Below are 18,290 nucleotides of genomic sequence, written 5' to 3'. Positions count from 1 at the left end.
AGCAAATAAATTTGCAACGACTCCAAATAATTAACGTTTTGAAAACTGTGAAGCTTTACGGGCTTTCTTAAGACCTGGTTTTTTACGTTCAACCATACGTGCGTCACGAGTAAGTAACCCAGCGCGTTTTAAAGCAGAACGGAAGTCAGGATCTACTTGTAACAATGCACGAGCGATTCCGTGACGGATAGCTCCTGATTGTCCAGCATAGCCACCACCGTTTACGTTTACGATTACATCGTAAGCGCCTTTTGTTTCAGTTACGCCAAATGGTTGGTTGATAACTTCACGCAAGTCAGCATGTGGAATATATTCTTCTACGTCTTTTTTGTTTACAGTAATTTTACCAGTACCTGGTACTAAGCGTACGCGGGCAACTGCATTTTTACGACGGCCTGTGCCGCTATATTGTACTTGTGCCAATGAATTTCCCTCCTTAAATTAAGTTCGTGATATCTAATACTTCTGGTTGTTGTGCAGCATGTGGATGCTCAGCTCCACCGTATACGTTCAATTTAGTAAATTGTTTACGTCCTAAAGTGTTTTTAGGTAGCATACCTTTTACAGAAGTTTCGATAAGACGGCGAGAGTTTTTGTCGCGTAATTCACCAGCAGTCACTGATTTTAATCCTCCAGGATACATTGAGTGACGGTAGTAAATTTTGTCTGTAGCTTTTTTACCTGTTAATTTTACTTTATCAGCGTTAATTACGATTACGAAATCTCCAGTATCCACATGTGGTGTGAATGTTGGTTTATTTTTACCACGTAGTACAGAAGCAACAACTGCTGATAGACGTCCTAAAGGAACATCTGTTGCATCTACTACGTACCATTTACGTTCTACTTCGCCAGCTTTGGCCATATATGTTGTACGCACGTTTCTTTCCTCCAATTTTGTTTTCGATGTTTGACATACACTTGAGTTTCCGGGGCTCATTGTGGGGCAAACAATACCATTTAATATTTTACCTTCAATCACTGATAAAGTCAATGTTTTTCTGCGCTTTCAGAAAATAGATTTTCACTTATTTTTTTGTGCCTTTTAAACAGAAAAAAACCGCCAACGTCAACGTCAGCGGCTTTGGGAGTTGTTTTAAATTATGCGTCAATACCAGGCGCTTTGCCAAGTTTGGCTTGTAACATCCAAATATTTTTTTCGATGTCTGTTTTGTTTGCGATGAAAATGTCTTGTGTGCAGTCGTCGCCTTCTTCACCAGAAACTTCGATTCCTTTTGCGTAAAGGTCTGCTAAGTAACGGTAGCCTGCTACTAATTTTTCCATACGTTCTGGAATGGTGCGGTCCCAGTTACCAATTTCATCTTCAATTTTTGTATTTTCTGCGAATTCACGCAATGTTGAGAATGGAGAGCCGTCCAATGTGATTAAACGTTCTGAAACAACATCTAATTGCTCATTGATTTGATCCATGTATTCATCCATTTGTGGGTGAAGTGTTAAAAATTCAGGTCCACGCATATACCAATGTGTTTGATGAATTACCACGGAAAATTGGCTTAAATCTGCAACGAGTTGGTTCAAAATTTCTTTTGTTTTTTCAAATTTCATTCTTTGTCATCCTCCTAAATATTATTTCTACACTCTTAGTGTAATATGAATTGTGAAAAAAGTACACTGAAAACCTTTCTTTTTTAAAATTGTTATCAAATTATAATAATTACAATTAAGAATCTAATTAATTTCCTGAAATCGCTGTTTTTTCATCCGCAGTGACGACTTTTTGTTCCGCTTGAGTGAGGATCGTGTCGAGTGCCTCCGTCAACTGGTCAGTATCTTCTTTTCCTGTGACGAAAGCTAAAAAAAACTGATTCAGTCTCAGTTGCTCCGCTGCCGGCAAGTACCATTGCCCTTCTACTTGCTTAACCGTTAATGGCAGTTCAACTGGCTCATGGCTGACATTGATTTGTTGGATTTCTTTTTTTAAAACGGCTAACGTGTGCTGCATGTCTAGCGCTTGTGTTGCCTGTTGCGTTTGCTGAAGAAGAGCAGTGGTTGTATCTTCAATCGCCGTCACAAAATCTAAGCCCTTAATCTGAAAGGTGATTGTCGCTTGCCCATTCAATTCTTTCGTGGCTACTAGTTGATATGACGCTTTTTTCTTCACTTGAGCCAGTAATTCTGCGCTAAGCTTCTGGGCTTCGGTCTCGGTGACTTCAGCGTTCATTTCTTTTAAGCTATTGAAAAACTGCTTCTGGAACTGTTGACGGCTCGTCTGCAAATGCTCCACTAAGACTTTCGGTTCACGAAAAGTTTGAGAGAATGTCGCTGTCTTTTCTTGATAAATAAAGTAATCTACCAACTGTTGCGCTGCTTTTTCGCCGGAATGAGACGGTGCACTGCAACTTGCTAACGCCCCAATGAATAACAGAAATAGTGGTAGTAGCTGCTTCTTCATTTCTCATCCTCATTTCCTCAAGTCTTTGTCTCTCTTCTAGTTAAGCAACTTCTCAGCCATTTGTCAAAGCTATTTACTATCAATTATTTTCGGAATTCTGCTAATTTTTGATAACTTTGTGCTAAAATTTGTTGGGTTTCTTGAAAAACAGGATACAGTTCTTGATAAACTAGCAATTGATCCGCTCGTGGCGTGACCGTTTCATGAATCAGCACCTGTTGCGCCGCTGCTTGCAAATTTGGTAATTGCCCTAAGCCTTGCCAGCCTAGCAAAACAGCGCCTAATGCCGAAGCTTCGGTGCTATCAGTGAACGATAACGTTTCTCCCAGCACATCAGCCATGATTTGACGGAACACAGGGGAATCAGCAAAGCCGCCTGTCGCCCGAATCTCCTGAACGGGTCCACCGAGTTGTTTCAAATCTTCTAAAATAGTTTTTAAATTGAAACAGATTCCTTCCACCACCGCTCGAGCTAAATGTCCGGCGTGGTGATTTTTGCGCAAGCCAATAAAACTTGCGCTCGCCTCTGCATTCCACAGCGGTGCTCGTTCACCTAGCAAATAAGGATGAAACAGTAAGCCATTTGCCCCAGCTGGCACGGTTGCAATTTTGGCCATAATTGGGTCATAGAGATTGGTCCCGTTTTGGATAGCTTGCTGACGTTCTTCTGCAAAAATCGTTTGGCTCGCCCAATCTAACGCAACTGCACCATTACTACTTGCGCCACCAATCACCCAGTGCTGTTCATCTAGAGCAAAACAAAACGTTTCACCTTGCGGATGCAAAAAAGGTTCTTCGACAATATACCGAAGTGCGCCGCTCGTACCAACGGTCAAAGTCGCTACACCCATTCCTAGCGCTCCCAAACCTAAATTAGACAATGGACCATCCGCGCCACCAAGAACTAAAACCGTTTCCTCCTCAACACCAAGCATCTCTTGCCAAGAAGGCGCTAATGCTGGAAAAATGAACGTTGACGGGGCAACTTTTGGCAACTGTTCCTCCTCAATAGATAAATACGCCAAAATCGACGATTCCCATTGCCGCGTGTGAATATTAAATAAACCCATCCCCGAAGCACTACTATAATCTGTCCAGTATTCGCCAAAGAAACGGTAAAAAATGTAGTCCTTAATCCCAATAAACTTGGCCGCGCTCTGCGCAACGGCTGGCTGATTTTCCTGCAGCCAGCGAATCTTGTACAAAGGCGCCATTGGATGAACTGGCATGCCTGTCAATTGATAAAACAATTGGGCCGCTGGCGTTTCTTTTAACGCTTCCGCATAATCAGATGCTCGTGTGTCAGCCCAAGTAATCACTTGGGTCAATGGGCGTCCTTGCGCATCCATGGCAATTAAGCCATGCATCGCTGAAGCAAAAGAAATGAGCCCAATTGGTTGATTCTTCACTTGTTGTGTGACGGTTCGAATACAGTTCACCACAGCTTGGAACAGCGTTTCTGGGTCTTGCTCTGCCATTCCTTCAGTCTCTTGAATTAATGGATAACGCACATAGCTAGAAGCTACGACTGTGCCATTGGGTTGAAAAGCCACTGCTTTGGCTTGCGTGGTGCCAACGTCGACACCAATCGCTAATTTTTCCATTTGATTCCCTCATTTCTTGTTTCTTTTATTATTCCTAACAAAAAAAGATTTGTCTAGTCAAACGAAAAAGTTTAAAAAAAGCGTAGTTTATTTTTAAGGAGGTAACCTATGTTTTTCTTGAATCTCTTTTTGATTGGTGCCTGTTTCGGTTCTTTTTTATGCTTAGTGGCGGAGCGCTTACCAGTAGGGCGTTCTTTGTGGTGGCCCCCTTCCCACTGTCAAGGTTGCCACCAGCCTCTACAACTCTATGAATTAATTCCAGTTGTTTCGATTTTACTGCAGCGCTTTCGTTGTCGAAAGTGTCAACAGCCAGTGGCTAAGAGTTATCTTTTAGCAGAACTTGTCATGGGCGGGTTAACCGCAAGCTGTTTTTCAGCTGGCCTGACGATTGATGCTTTGATTCTCTGGTGGTGGCTGACGAGTGCTTTCACATTATCCTTGATTGATTACTGGTATTTAGTGGTTGAACCGAAGATTCTTTATCCGAGTTTTTTTGTGCTTTGCTTGCTGAAAATGGCGGGTCAGCATTCGTTTTACTTACTGACTGGTCTTTTTTGTTTTTGTTTTTTCCGAGCCGTCTTACACTATTTTCCGGAAGCCATGGGGCGAGGAGATCTTTTGTTACTGGGTTTGTGGGGCTGTTTTTTACAGGTACCTCAGTTGCTGATGCTACTATTTTTTGCCAGTAGTTATGGTCTAATCTATGGCTACAGTTGTAAATTTTTAGGGTATCCAGTTGAACAAAAACTTCCCTTTGTCCCCTTTTTAAGTTTGGGCTTACTCACAATCAGTTGGTTATAGCAAATAAAAAAAGCCGTAAGGAGCATGCTCCTTACGGCTTTTTAGGGTTTATTTATTGATGTTTTTCATCGCATCTTCAGCAGCCATTTGTGCTTCAATGTCTGAAATACTATAAACGTTTTCGCTAGCTACGCCAACTTCTTTTGGTTCCATGTTACGGTAACGCGCCATACCAGTACCAGCTGGGATGATTTTACCAATGATAACATTTTCTTTCAATCCAAGTAATGGATCTTTTTTGCCACGGATAGCAGCATCTGTTAACACGCGTGTTGTTTCTTGGAAGGATGCAGCAGATAAGAAGCTGTTTGTTTCCAATGACGCTTTGGTAATACCAAGTAAGACTGGACGACTAGTAGCAGGGACGCCACCAGCAACTAATGTGTCGTAGTTACGGTCTTTAAATTCTGCGATGTCCATTAATGTTCCTGGAAGGATTTCAGTGTCACCTGGATCCATTACGCGGATTTTACGTAACATTTGACGAACCATTACTTCGATATGTTTGTCGCCGATTTCTACCCCTTGCATACGGTAAACACGTTGTACTTCACGTAATAGGTAGTTTTCAACAGATAAAACATCACGAACTTGTAATAATTGTTTTGGATCGATTGAACCTTCTGTCAACGGTGCACCACGGTGGATGATGTCGCCTTCAGCAACTTTCATACGTGCAGTGTAAGGGACAGTATAGGTACGTGTATCTGTTTTTCCTTTGATGGTTACTTCTTTTTGACGTGTGGCAGGATCTTCAGAAATATCGATAACTTCACCGGTTACTTCTGTAATCACTGCTTGTCCTTTCGGATTACGTGCTTCAAAGATTTCTTGGATACGAGGTAAACCTTGAGTGATATCGTCACCGGCAACCCCACCGGTATGGAACGTACGCATGGTTAACTGTGTACCAGGTTCCCCGATAGATTGAGCGGCGATTGTACCAACTGCTTCTCCGACTTCAACGTCAGAACCAGTTGCCAAGTTACGTCCGTAACAGTGCTTACATACACCATGTTTTGTGTTACATGTAAAGACAGAACGGATGGTTACTTTTTCAATACCAGCGTCCACGATTTCTCTGGCAAGATCTTCAGTGATTAATTGATCCGCACCAATGATGATTGCACCAGTTTCTGGATGAACAACTGATTTACGTGTATAACGACCTAATAGACGTTCGTCTAATGGTTCGATAATTTCGTTACCTTCACGAATTGCTTCGATTTCAAGACCACGGTCAGTGCCACAGTCGTCTTCACGAATGATTACGTCTTGGGCAACGTCAACTAAACGACGTGTTAAGTAACCTGAATCGGCTGTCTTCAAGGCCGTATCGGTCATCCCTTTACGAGCCCCGTGAGTTGAGATAAACATTTCTAAGACAGAAAGTCCTTCACGGAAGTTTGAGATGATTGGTAATTCCATGATTCGTCCATTCGGAGCGGCCATCAAACCACGCATACCAGCTAACTGTGTAAAGTTGGAGATGTTACCACGGGCTCCAGAGTCAGACATCATGAAGATTGGGTTACGAGCTTCCATACTTTCGATCAGTTTTTGTTGGATTTCGTCTTTGGCACCGTTCCAAACGCCGATTACACGTTCATAACGTTCGTCATCAGTAATTAAACCACGACGGAATTGTTTAGTAATTGTTTCAACTTGTTTGTGGGCAGCATCAATGATTGCTTGTTTTTCATGAAGAACCATGATATCGGCAATCCCTACCGTCATCCCAGCATAAGTTGAGTGTTTGTAACCTAAGTCTTTCATGCGGTCAAGCATTTTAGAGGTTTCCGTAATGTGGAATCTCTTGAAGACTTCAGCAATGATATTTCCAAGATTTTTCTTCTTGAATGGTAAAACTAATTCTTGCTCTTTAATGTGTGCAGGAATGTCTGTACCAGCTTCTACGAAGTATTTATCTGGTGTTTGAACAGTTAAGTTATAGTCTGTTGGTTCGTTCAAGTAAGGGAACTCAACAGGCATGATTTCGTTAAAGATGATCTTACCAACTGTGGTGATTAAGATTCGTTCTTTTTGCCAATCAGTAAATGGTTTGTCACCTAAAAGTGTTGTTTGAACCCCAATCCGTGAGTGTAAATGCACGTAGCCATTTTGCCATGCTAAAACAGCTTCGTTCATGTCGCGGAAGATCATGCCTTCCCCTTCACGGCCTTCTTCTTCCATTGTTAGGTAGTAGTTACCTAAGACCATATCTTGAGATGGTGTAACAACTGGTTTACCATCTTTCGGGTTCAAGATATTTTGGGCAGCAAGCATTAACATACGAGCTTCTGCTTGTGCTTCTTCATTTAGAGGCACGTGAACCGCCATTTGGTCTCCATCGAAATCGGCATTGTAGGCTTCACAAACTAATGGGTGAAGACGAATCGCACGACCTTCAACAAGAACAGGTTCGAAAGCTTGGATCCCTAATCTATGCAACGTAGGTGCCCGGTTAAGTAAAACTGGGTGTTCTTGGATAACTTCTTCTAAGATATCCCAAACTTCATCTTCGCCACGTTCGATTTTACGTTTCGCATTTTTAATGTTTGTCGCAATTTCACGTTGTACTAATTCACGCATTACAAATGGTTTGAATAATTCAATCGCCATTTCTTTTGGTAAACCACATTGGTACATTTTTAAGAACGGACCAACGACGATTACGGAACGACCAGAATAGTCAACACGTTTACCTAGTAAGTTTTGACGGAAACGACCTTGTTTCCCTTTCAACATGTGAGAAAGAGATTTCAATGGACGGTTACCTGGTCCAGTAACTGGACGGCCACGACGACCATTATCGATTAAAGCATCGACCGCTTCTTGTAACATCCGTTTTTCGTTTTGAACAATGATGCTTGGCGCATTTAAGTCTAATAAACGTTTTAGACGGTTGTTACGGTTGATAACACGGCGGTATAAGTCGTTTAAGTCACTTGTTGCAAAACGACCACCTTCCAATTGAACCATCGGACGTAAATCTGGTGGAATAACTGGGATAACATCCATTACCATCCAGCTTGGTTGGTTACCAGAAGCACGGAAGGCTTCTAAGATGTCTAAACGACGGATGGCACGTGTCCGTTTTTGACCAGAAGCTGTTTTTAATTCTTCTTTTAATTGCGCAACTTCGCCATCTAAATCGACGTTATCTAATAATTGTTTCACGGCTTCGGCACCCATAGCAGCTTTGAAGGCTTGGCCATATTGTTCACGTTTTTCACGATATTCGCGTTCCGTTAACAATTGTTTTTTCTCTAATGTTGTGTCACCTGGTTCGATGACAACGTATGAAGCAAAATAAATGACTTCTTCCAATGCACGAGGGCTCATGTCTAAAACAAGACCCATCCGAGATGGAATTCCTTTAAAGTACCAGATATGTGAAACTGGTGCGGCTAATTCAATATGTCCCATACGTTCACGACGTACTTTTGAACGAGTGACTTCAACGCCACAACGGTCACAGACAATACCTTTATAACGGATACGTTTATATTTACCACAAGCACATTCCCAGTCTTTGGTTGGACCAAAAATGCGTTCACAGAATAACCCTTCACGTTCGGGTTTTAATGTACGGTAGTTAATTGTTTCGGGTTTTTTAACTTCCCCATAAGACCAGCTTCTGATCTTTTCTGGTGAAGCAAGCCCTATTTGCATACTTTCGAATTTATTTACATCGATCAAAAGGAATTCCCTCCATTTCCTTATTTAGAGAAGCTGAGTCAGCAACTTGTTAGCAAATGGCAAGCATCACTTGAAAGAAGGTCTGACGACACTTGGAACAAGTAATGGCTTGCGCAGTTGCAACAAAGTCGCAGTTGAATCAACTCATCAGAGTGGTAGCGACAAATTAGTCTCTGTCTTCGGCTGTTTCAATTTCTTGAACAACGTCTTGTGCTTCTTCTTTCACGACTGATTCTGCTTCTTTTTCCAGCTGTTTCGCTGATTGTTGTTCCGCAAATTTGGTTAGTGCGTCAACGGTGATTAAATCATCATCGTCATCGTCCATATCGCGTAACTCAATCTCAGCTTCCTCAATGTCCAAGACACGCATGTCTAAACCAAGTGATTGTAATTCTTTCACTAATACTCGGAATGATTCAGGCACACCTGGTTTTGGAATTGGTTCACCTTTAACGATGGCTTCGTATGTTTTCACACGTCCGACAACGTCATCAGATTTGTAAGTTAAGATTTCTTGTAATGTGTAAGCAGCACCGTAAGCTTCCAGTGCCCAAACTTCCATTTCCCCGAAACGTTGTCCACCGAATTGAGCTTTACCACCCAACGGTTGTTGCGTAACAAGAGAGTAAGGTCCGATTGAACGAGCATGCAATTTGTCATCAACCATGTGGGCTAATTTAATCATATACATGACACCAACGGAAATACGGTTATCAAATGGTTCACCTGTACGTCCATCGTAAAGAACTGTTTTAGCATCGCTAGCCATACCAGCTTCACGAACAGTTTCCCAAACGTCTTCATCGGTTGCCCCATCGAAAACAGGTGTTGCGACGTGAATACCTAATTGGCGAGCAGCCATACCTAAGTGTAATTCAAGTACTTGTCCGATATTCATACGAGAAGGTACCCCTAATGGGTTCAACATGATATCAACAGGTGTTCCGTCAGGTAAGAATGGCATATCTTCTTCCGGCATAATACGGGAAACAACCCCTTTATTTCCGTGACGTCCCGCCATTTTATCTCCTTCGTGAATTTTACGTTTTTGAACGATATAGACACGAACTAACATGTTGACACCTGGTGATAATTCATCGCCAGCTTCACGAGTAAAGATTTTCACATCATGAACGATACCGCCGCCACCGTGAGGTACACGGAGAGACGTATCACGAACTTCGCGGGCCTTTTCCCCGAAGATTGCGTGTAATAAACGTTCTTCTGCAGATAATTCTGTAACCCCTTTAGGTGTGACTTTCCCAACTAGTAAGTCGCCATCTTGAACTTCAGCACCAATGCGGATAATCCCCATTTCGTCTAAGTCTTTCAATGCGTCTTCCCCAACGTTTGGAATTTCACGGGTAATTTCTTCAGGTCCTAATTTTGTATCGCGTGCTTCTGATTCATATTCTTCAATATGCACAGAAGTGTAGACATCGTCTTTAACTAAACGACGGCTCATGATAATGGCATCCTCGTAGTTGTAACCTTCCCATGTCATGAAGGCAACTAAGACGTTTTGCCCTAAAGCCATTTCGCCTTCTTCCATAGAAGGTCCATCCGCTAAAGTATCGCCTTTTTCAACTTTTTCACCTAAGTGAACAATTGGGCGTTGGTTGTAGCTTGTTCCTGAGTTAGAACGACGGAATTTTGTAACCATATATTTGTCTAATGCGCCATTGTCGCGACGAACGCGAATTTCTTTTGCATCGACGAATTCTACGACACCGTCATGTTTACATAGTAAAGCAGCACCTGAGTCATGGGCTGATTTATATTCCATACCTGTACCTACCCACGGAGAGCGTGGTTGAATTAACGGCACCGCTTGACGCTGCATGTTGGCACCCATCAAGGCACGGTTGGAGTCATCGTTTTCTAAGAAAGGAATACATGCTGTTGCGACTGCGACTACTTGTTTTGGTGAAACGTCCATGTAGTCAACTTTGTCTACGGCAACTTCTAAGTTTTCACTTTGTAGACGCGCCATAACAACATCATTGGCAAATGTGCCATCTTCATTTAAAAGTGAGTTCGCTTGCGCTACGATATAATGGTCTTCGATGTCTGCTGTTAAGTAATCTACTTGATCAGTAACACGGCCTGTCGCACGATCAACACGGCGATAAGGCGTTTCGATGAAACCAAATTTATTCACTTTTGCGTAACTAGATAAACTATTGATCAACCCGATATTTGGTCCCTCAGGCGTTTCAATTGGACACATACGACCATAGTGAGAGTAGTGAACGTCACGAACTTCATAACCGGCACGGTCACGAGTCAAACCACCAGGCCCTAAGGCTGATAGACGACGTTTATGGGTTAACTCACCTAATGGGTTTGTTTGGTCCATGAACTGTGATAACTGTGAAGAACCAAAGAATTCTTTGATACTTGCTACCACTGGACGGATGTTGATTAATTGTTGTGGTGTCAATGTTTCTGTGTCTTGAATAGACATTCTTTCACGAACCACACGTTCCATACGGGCTAAGCCAATACGGAATTGGTTTTGTAATAATTCGCCTACTGAACGGATACGACGATTACCTAAGTGGTCGATGTCATCGACATTGCCGATATCTTCCATTAAGTTGAAGAAGTAGCTCATTGAAGCAACGATATCTGCTGGACGAACTGTTTTTACGCTGTCGTCTGGATAGCCGTTACCAATCACATTTACGATACGTTCAGGATCTTTTGGTGAAAGAACTTGAATCACTTGGATTGTCATTGGTTCAGTTACTACCGCATCTTCACTTGGATAGTAAGTTACGCTGTTTAAGCCGTTGTCAATGTATTCGCCTAATGTTTCCATGATTTGGTGTGTTAAAACCGTGCCTTTTTCGACAATGATTTCACCAGTTTCTGGATCAACTAGCGTTTCAGCTAAGGTTAAGTTTAAGAGACGTGTTTTTAAGTCTAATTTTTTGTTAACTTTGTAGCGACCAACGTTTGCCAAATCATAACGTTTTGGATCAAAGAAACGTGCAGTTAACAAGCTACGTGAGCTATCTGCTGTTTTTGGTTCGCCTGGGCGAAGACGTTCATAAATGTCTTTCAAGCCTTCTTCTGTACGAGAATCACTTGCGTTTTTGTGTAAATCTTTTTCGATTGTGTTGCGTAAGCTTTCGCTGTCGCCGAAAATTTCGAAGATGGTATCATCTGAACCGAAACCTAAAGCACGAACTAACACAGTTAAAGGAATTTTACGTGTGCGGTCAATCCGAACATAAGAAATGTCTTTCGCATCTGTTTCCATTTCTAACCATGCACCACGGTTAGGAATGACTGTTGAGCCAAAACCTTCTTTGCCGTTTTTGTCCACTTTTCCATGGAAATAAACACCTGGAGAACGAACTAATTGGGAAACGATAACACGTTCTGCCCCGTTGATGATGAAGGTACCCATTTCTGTCATTAATGGGAAATCGCCGAAGAATACTTCTTGGGATTTAATTTCACCTGTTTCACGGTTGGTTAAACGTAATGTTACATGTAATGGCGCAGAATAGTTGGCATCATGTGCGCGGGCTTCTTCTACTGTGTACTTTGGTTCTTTTAATTCATAGTCAACAAATTCTAAGGATAAGTTTCCTTGGAAATCATCAATTGGTAAAATGTCTTCAAACATTTCACGAAGTCCCTCATCTAAAAACCATTGATAAGAGTCTGTTTGGATTTCAATTAAATTTGGTAATTCCAATACTTCACTGATACGTGCGAAACTTCTACGTTCGCGATGCTTTCCGTATTTTACTACGTGTCCAGCCAAGCTCTTCACCCCTCTAGTTATAAGTCTATCAAAACACCGATCCGAAAAATTACATTTACGTTACATATATTAAATATATGTAACAAAAAGCATTTTTTGCAGTTTTTAAGCAAAAAAAAACCAAAAATAGAACATGCTTCCGAAAAATTTTCTGGCGTTTCTACTTTTGTTTTCCTATAAAAAACCGGAACGGACAATATTTCGCTCCTGCTTCGTCACTTTCAGATAGTTTTTGCTCTATAGATTCTACTACCTTTGTCTAGAAAAGTCAAGGGTTTCTTTAAGGTTTTCTTTTTCATAAAAAGGAGTTTTTTTATAAAGGGTTTTAATGAAAAAATGCGTAATAAATAATTACGCCTTTTCCCCTATCTTCTATTCACACAAAAAAACGAATGCAAAGATGCATTCGTTTTTGACTAACCGCCACCTAATAAAAAGTCTAGGACATTCATGCCGCCGCTTGTTTGGCTGCGGTAAAGTTCGGTGTAGCCGCATTGGGTACAGCTAATTGTAATAAATTTTTTATTTTGAACATCAAAAATTTTCGCAAAGTTCCCACCTGTTGCTTGAAATTGGTCCGACACATAGTGCATGTTGCCACATTTCTCACAAACATATTGTTGCTTTTCCATTCCCCTCACTCCTTCTCAATAAAATAAGTATAGCAAACGCCTGCTTCATTTTCCTCCATCCTAAGATGGATTTTTTCACTAGTTGACCAAGCCTTTTCCTTTCCGCTACAATAAGCATAACGAATCGGAGGAAAAAATATGTCGACAAAAAGCCAAGTCCTAACTTTATTGATGAAACAAACGCCCGCATTCCTTTCGGGCGAAGAGATGGCACAACGTCTGTCCTTATCTCGCACAGCTATTTGGAAAGCGATTAATGAATTGAAAAAAGATGGCTATCAAATTACTAGCGTGCAAAATAAGGGGTATCGCCTTGAAAAATCAGATGTCCTTTCTGCAGAAGGCATTCAGTTGGCGTTATGGTCACAAACACCGCCTTTAACAATTACCGTCCTAGAAACATCTGAATCTACCATGACCGATGCTAAGCGGGCGATTTTAGACCAGACGCCCGACAATACTTTGATTGTTGCTGACATGCAAGAAATGCCGCGGGGCAGGTTCGGCCGGCCGTTTTTCGCTACGCCAGGTAAAGGGATTTACATGAGCATGGTGCTTCAACCGAACCAAAATTTTGAAGAAATCGCTCAATATACTGTGATTATGGCCGTAGCGGTCGCTCGAGCAATGGATGCTCTGGCAGGCGTTCACACAGAAATTAAATGGGTCAACGACCTTTATTTAAACGGCAAAAAAGTTTGCGGGATTTTGTCGGAAGCCATGAGCAATGTGGAAACAGGGCAGATTTCTAATGTTATCATCGGCATGGGGATTAATTTTTCAATTACAGAAACCGAATTTCCTGAGGACATTCGGCAGAAAGTGACTTCTCTTTTCCCAGAGGGTGAACCAACGGCGACGCGAAATGAATTAGTCGCCAACATTTGGAATCATTTTTATCAAATTTTAGACAAACGTTCAACGAAAGACTTTTTAGAAGAATACCGTCAACGCTCCTTTGTGATTGGCAAAGACGTCGCTTTTACCCAAAACGGGCAAGACTTCCGCGGCGTTGCGACAACCATTAATGGAAATGGCGAATTGATTGTCCAGTTGCCTGATGGCACGGCCAAAACGTTGTCTTCTGGGGAAATTAGTTTGGACCAGATTGGTGAATGGCGTCGAGGTTAAGTGGGGAAATTTAGAAAAAAGCAAGAAAGCACCTGTCTAAATTTAAACAGATGCTTTCTTGCTCTTTAAAAATCAACTTCTTTTTGTGCTAACATTTCGCACAATTCTTTGGGGAAATTCGTATAGGGATTTTCATTGATTTTCATTTCTTCTAAAGGAGACAACCAGTTTTTATTCGTATTCTGAAAAGCAATAGCTACTTTTTCTTCAAGATACTTACATACTTCTGCGCCTTTAAAATTTCGATAACTGTCTTTTAAATGCAGAACTTTCTCTAATCTCCCATATAAATTTTCTCTAGTCATGTATCGATTGACTTCCTCAAAGTGAAGTAGTAACCAGAGTTCAAAGCATTCATTTGAAAAAATTGTCTTGATTTCAGGACGATGTCGTTGTGCACATCTTACCGCGTTTTCAATCGATTCTGTGGTTTGTTCGTCCTTGTCATACATAACATAAAACAAATCATAATTATCCCGCTCCGCTTTTCCCATACTCCGAATACAGGAAACGGCGTATTCGACCAACGCCTCTCCTTGACGTCTACATGTTTTTACTTTGAGTTTACTTTTAATATTGACTGCAGAATATTTTCGTTTAATCAATCTAAGGTAAGCTTCTTCTGTTTCTCCTTCGCAAAAAATCATGACATTTGGTTTTAATTTCTTTCCTTTTTTTACCCTTTTTATTTTTGGCATACCAACTTCTACTCCTTTACCTTCACTGCCTGAACGATTTCACTTCGATCAATATGAGGAACACCACCGAACAGACCATTTAAATAACGGCGATAATATGTGATATCTCCGCGACCTTTTTTTGGGTCTGCTTCAAAGTCATACAAAGCGTATAATTCGCTGGCGCCACGATAATTCTTATCTGTGAAGTAAATTTGATCCTTTCTCAATTGATTATCCATCAAATGAAGTTCATGGGAGGTCAAGATAAATTGTGTATTCGTCTCCATGGCATTGAACGCTTCTAACAATGTTCCTGACAACTCTTGATGAAATGCATCATCAAATTCATCAAAAACAAAAACTTTTTCTTCTGGATTAAATAAAATATTTAGCGCTAAGCCAATTAATTTTTTCGTCCCAGAAGATTCCAAATCATAATGAATACGTTCTTGTCCGACCACTTGATTCATTTCATCATATTGGTTATAAACAGAGTACAGCGAATACAGACTTTTCTTGACTCGACCAATTTCAATGGTCGGGTCTTTTTCTTGGATAATTCGTTCTAAAACAGCGGCTAATTTTTCTTGTTTCGAGTAATCTTCCTCTTTGTCTTTCACAGGAACCAGGTCAACCATGTTCATATCCGCAAGTTTCAAAAAGTTCAAGAATTTCTCTTTGTCTTTTTCATTGCTCAGCCGTTCAATATTCCGTAAAGACCCATCAAAAATAACTAACTGATTGGCAAACCAACGAACGACATTCGTAGCGTGCTGATCATTTTTTGATTCCAACGTATGGATAACTAACGAATTAGACTTAATTTGTGTTTGGTATTCTTGATATTTTTCTGGAAAAACGGAAGATTCCGCACCGTCTCTTTTAAAATAATAAACAAAATCATCCTGCGTTTTGTCATAAATCTCTAAAGATTCCTTAACTACTTCGCGCGCTGTGTTAGCTAACGAATAGCGATACAAGACACTGTCATTAATAAATTCAATGGTCATAACAGATGGGCTTTGTTTAGTGAGAGGGTCTAACGCAAAAGGTTCATATAATAAAGCATCATTAATCGAAGCTTGTTCTCTTAAAACTAATGTTTTTAATGCATTTAACCCACTCACTAAATTTGATTTTCCTGAACCATTTCCCCCAAAAACAATGGCACTCTTCAGTAACCTTAGTTTTTCTGGGTAATTTTTAGGTTTCACTTCGAAACGATTATTGACATACTTTCGTAAATACGCACCTGTTTGTAGGGAAAGTGTTTGTTCCTCTTTAAAAGATAGAAGATTTTTGACTGTAAAATTAACTAGCATGCTGTTCACCTCCTCGTTTTTTCATCTATTCTTTTATTATATCGTTAAAGACCGATACTGTAAAACGTTTTTCCGTTTTTAAAATAAATTTACCGAAATAACGCTTTTCTCCCACACCTTTAAATTTATTTAAAAAACAATAAATTTTCTTAAACTTCATTGTGAGAACCGCTGCATAAATTCTATACTTCTAGCGTTAGATAAAATAACCTTGTTAGGTGAGGCTCCTATCCAAACATAGGCTATTGCGCAGAAATGTCGAAAGACACCAATGTGTAAAACAGGAATGGTCGAATTAAGGCTCTTCTAAAAATAGCTAAGAGAAATCTTTACGTTGGATAGTGCTAAAGCTCAGACGATGAGAACCGATTGGCTTGCTGTGTCCTGTTTAGTCGCAAGCGCTTATTTACGATCGATGCTGGCTTAGTCTACTCTTTCAAGGGAAAAAGAAAGGGATTCTCATGCAAACATCGAATAAAAAATTTCCACTTTATGCCCTAACAACGCTTGGTTTTACTTTCCTCACTTTGTTAGTGGCGGCTAGTCCAAATTGGTTTCAACAAATGGACGAAGCTATCTATCACATCAAATGGCAATTAAATGCCCCACTTTTAACAGCGGTCAATCTGTTAGCAAAAACAGCCACAATTGGACCAATGCTGCTATTCTTCTTATTATTGATGGTGTACCTTTTACGCAAAAAAGAAAAAATCCTAGCTTTTTGGGCTGTCAGTAACCTATTAGCTGTCGGCTTTTTAGGGAGCGTTTTTAAACATGTGGTGGGTCGGGCTCGACCAAACCTAGGCGCTTTAGCTGACCGGAGCTCTGCTAGCTTTCCCAGCGGACATTCATTATTAGCAATGGCGCTAGTCTGTACGATTTTGATCGTTTTGGCCTATCTTCATGTCGAAAAAACCAAAGGCATCAAAATTTTCTTACTCACTTATTTAGTTTTGATTGTGTTAGGTCGCTTAATCTTACGCGTTCATTATCCTAGTGATGTCATCGCTGGGATGCTCCTAAGTTATAGCTGGATCAACTTTTCATTTCAAATTGTTCAACGTTATTTGCCGACACCTGAACCAGAGGAAGCAGAAGTACCGACACAACGCCGGCGCCGCCATTCTCGTAAAAGAAAAAGTTTATTCGTGGTCTTCAGTTTAACCCTTTTATTTTTAGGCACACTTTCTGTTTCGGCTTACGGCGTCAGCATGTATCGTAATTTGCAAAAAACGGCGAATACCATGTATAAACCAAGAAAATCTTCCACGAAGAGTCCCGATTTAGCCAAAGGGGAACCGGTTAGTTTCTTAATTATGGGAATTGCGAATGACTCAAAACGCAAAACCGATTACCGCTCCAACGCCTTAATGGTGGTTACAGTGAATAATCAATTACAAAAAACTACCATCACCAGCATCCCGCGCGACTACTATGTGGAAATGGCTGGCACCAATGGCGAATACAATAAAATCAATGCGGCCCACGTTTTCGGTGGTGCCGATATGCAAATTAAAACGGTTGAAAATGTCTTGCACATCCCAATCAATCATTACTTTTCAATTGATATGGATGCTATGAAGGACCTTGGCGATGCGGTGGGCGGCGTCACTGTTGACAATGCCTTTGCTTTTGACGCTGAAGGGATTCATTATCCGAAAGGCAAACAGCATTTAGGGGGCTGGGAAGCTTTACAATACGCGCGCATGCGTTACGAAGACCCCGAAGGCGACTATGGTCGTCAACGCCGCCAACGAGAAGTTTTAATCGAATTAACCAACAAGCTACTTTCTTTTAACAGCTTGCTAAAATATCAAGAAATTCTGGACGTAATCGGCGAACATGGCGAAACCGACTTGTCCTTTGACCAAATGATGGCGATGCTAAAAAAATACACCCCCGCACTAAAAACGATTGAAACCGATCAATTAAAAGGCTACGATTACACTGGCGATGGCGTGACAGGGATTGAAGGTATTTCTTATCAACTTGTGGAAGAGAGTGAACGCCAACGTGTCGAAAATGCCATCAAAGAACAAATGAACCTCTCTACGAAAGACACTGAACAATCACAATAACGACTAAAAAGCAGCGCCCCTTAATGAAAGGGGCGCTGCTTAACTTTGCCTAGTTAGACGGTCATTTCAAAAATATTAATTTTTGTCACCGTTCTTAAACGGTTTGACAATAGAAAAAGATGTTTCCGCATCGCTTTCTTTTT

Annotated in this window: 13 protein-coding genes and 1 riboswitch; of the genes, 3 read left to right on the top strand and 10 right to left on the bottom strand. The window is 41.0% G+C overall.

The annotated features are described in order from the left end of the window. Window positions 1–30: 30 nt before the first annotated feature. The 5 genes from rpsI to AB1I62_RS14615 all read right to left on the bottom strand — a co-directional run bounded on the left by rpsI (window position 31) and on the right by AB1I62_RS14615 (window position 4,020). Window positions 31–423: a 30S ribosomal protein S9 gene (gene rpsI, locus AB1I62_RS14635; protein WP_002354786.1), complete on the bottom strand. Its 393-nt coding sequence runs from the start codon at window positions 421–423 to the stop codon at window positions 31–33. A gap of 13 nt (window positions 424–436) precedes the next feature. Further along, on the bottom strand, window positions 437–865 hold the full coding sequence (rplM, locus tag AB1I62_RS14630) for a 50S ribosomal protein L13 (protein ID WP_048670019.1): 429 nt from the start codon (window positions 863–865) through the stop codon (window positions 437–439). A 236-nt stretch (window positions 866–1,101) separates the two neighbouring features. Next, a complete protein-coding gene (locus AB1I62_RS14625) occupies window positions 1,102–1,569 on the bottom strand; it encodes a DNA starvation/stationary phase protection protein (protein ID WP_002354782.1) in 468 nt (155 codons plus the stop codon). A 127-nt stretch (window positions 1,570–1,696) separates the two neighbouring features. Then, window positions 1,697–2,416 (bottom strand): DUF5105 domain-containing protein, encoded by a 720-nt coding sequence (locus tag AB1I62_RS14620; protein ID WP_010778023.1) that lies wholly within the window; start codon window positions 2,414–2,416, stop codon window positions 1,697–1,699. An 83-nt stretch (window positions 2,417–2,499) separates the two neighbouring features. Continuing rightward, window positions 2,500–4,020: a gluconokinase gene (locus AB1I62_RS14615; RefSeq protein WP_010778024.1), complete on the bottom strand. Its 1,521-nt coding sequence runs from the start codon at window positions 4,018–4,020 to the stop codon at window positions 2,500–2,502. A 108-nt stretch (window positions 4,021–4,128) separates the two neighbouring features. Here AB1I62_RS14615 and AB1I62_RS14610 point away from each other — a divergent pair, with 108 nt between their 5' ends. Next, on the top strand, window positions 4,129–4,821 hold the full coding sequence (locus tag AB1I62_RS14610; protein ID WP_010778025.1) for an A24 family peptidase: 693 nt from the start codon (window positions 4,129–4,131) through the stop codon (window positions 4,819–4,821). Between the two features lie 48 nt (window positions 4,822–4,869). Here AB1I62_RS14610 and rpoC read toward each other — a convergent pair whose 3' ends face one another. From rpoC to AB1I62_RS14595, 3 genes are all read right to left on the bottom strand, one after another. Beyond that, window positions 4,870–8,523 (bottom strand): DNA-directed RNA polymerase subunit beta', encoded by a 3,654-nt coding sequence (gene rpoC / locus AB1I62_RS14605; protein ID WP_002354777.1) that lies wholly within the window; start codon window positions 8,521–8,523, stop codon window positions 4,870–4,872. A 166-nt stretch (window positions 8,524–8,689) separates the two neighbouring features. Further along, window positions 8,690–12,304: a DNA-directed RNA polymerase subunit beta gene (gene rpoB, locus AB1I62_RS14600; RefSeq protein ID WP_002389470.1), complete on the bottom strand. Its 3,615-nt coding sequence runs from the start codon at window positions 12,302–12,304 to the stop codon at window positions 8,690–8,692. A 416-nt stretch (window positions 12,305–12,720) separates the two neighbouring features. Further along, complete coding sequence (locus AB1I62_RS14595; protein WP_002354768.1) at window positions 12,721–12,936, bottom strand: zinc ribbon domain-containing protein; 216 nt, start codon at window positions 12,934–12,936, stop codon at window positions 12,721–12,723. Between the two features lie 138 nt (window positions 12,937–13,074). Here AB1I62_RS14595 and AB1I62_RS14590 point away from each other — a divergent pair, with 138 nt between their 5' ends. Then, window positions 13,075–14,067: a biotin--[acetyl-CoA-carboxylase] ligase gene (locus tag AB1I62_RS14590; protein ID WP_010778026.1), complete on the top strand. Its 993-nt coding sequence runs from the start codon at window positions 13,075–13,077 to the stop codon at window positions 14,065–14,067. 65 nt (window positions 14,068–14,132) lie between these two features. Here the strand turns inward: AB1I62_RS14590 and AB1I62_RS14585 are convergent, their stop codons facing one another. Together AB1I62_RS14585 and AB1I62_RS14580 are read right to left on the bottom strand one after the other, a co-directional pair. Continuing rightward, entirely contained in the window at window positions 14,133–14,765 is a 633-nt protein-coding gene (locus AB1I62_RS14585; protein WP_002358972.1) for an RloB family protein, read from the bottom strand. A gap of 8 nt (window positions 14,766–14,773) precedes the next feature. Then, window positions 14,774–16,069 (bottom strand): ATP/GTP-binding protein, encoded by a 1,296-nt coding sequence (locus AB1I62_RS14580; RefSeq protein WP_002379013.1) that lies wholly within the window; start codon window positions 16,067–16,069, stop codon window positions 14,774–14,776. Between the two features lie 203 nt (window positions 16,070–16,272). Then, a riboswitch (M-box (ykoK) riboswitch) is annotated at window positions 16,273–16,439 on the top strand. 91 nt (window positions 16,440–16,530) lie between these two features. On the opposite strand from AB1I62_RS14580, the gene AB1I62_RS14575 reads away from it, so the two are divergent. Beyond that, window positions 16,531–18,147 (top strand): phosphatase PAP2/LCP family protein, encoded by a 1,617-nt coding sequence (locus AB1I62_RS14575; protein ID WP_010820356.1) that lies wholly within the window; start codon window positions 16,531–16,533, stop codon window positions 18,145–18,147. Window positions 18,148–18,290: the final 143 nt, after the last annotated feature.

Origin of the sequence: Enterococcus sp. AN402 (assembly GCF_040719405.1) — a bacterium.
Classification (GTDB): domain Bacteria; phylum Bacillota; class Bacilli; order Lactobacillales; family Enterococcaceae; genus Enterococcus; species Enterococcus faecalis.
The sequence above is the reverse complement of the archived record's forward strand: the minus strand, read 5'-3'. Positions and strand labels throughout refer to the sequence as shown.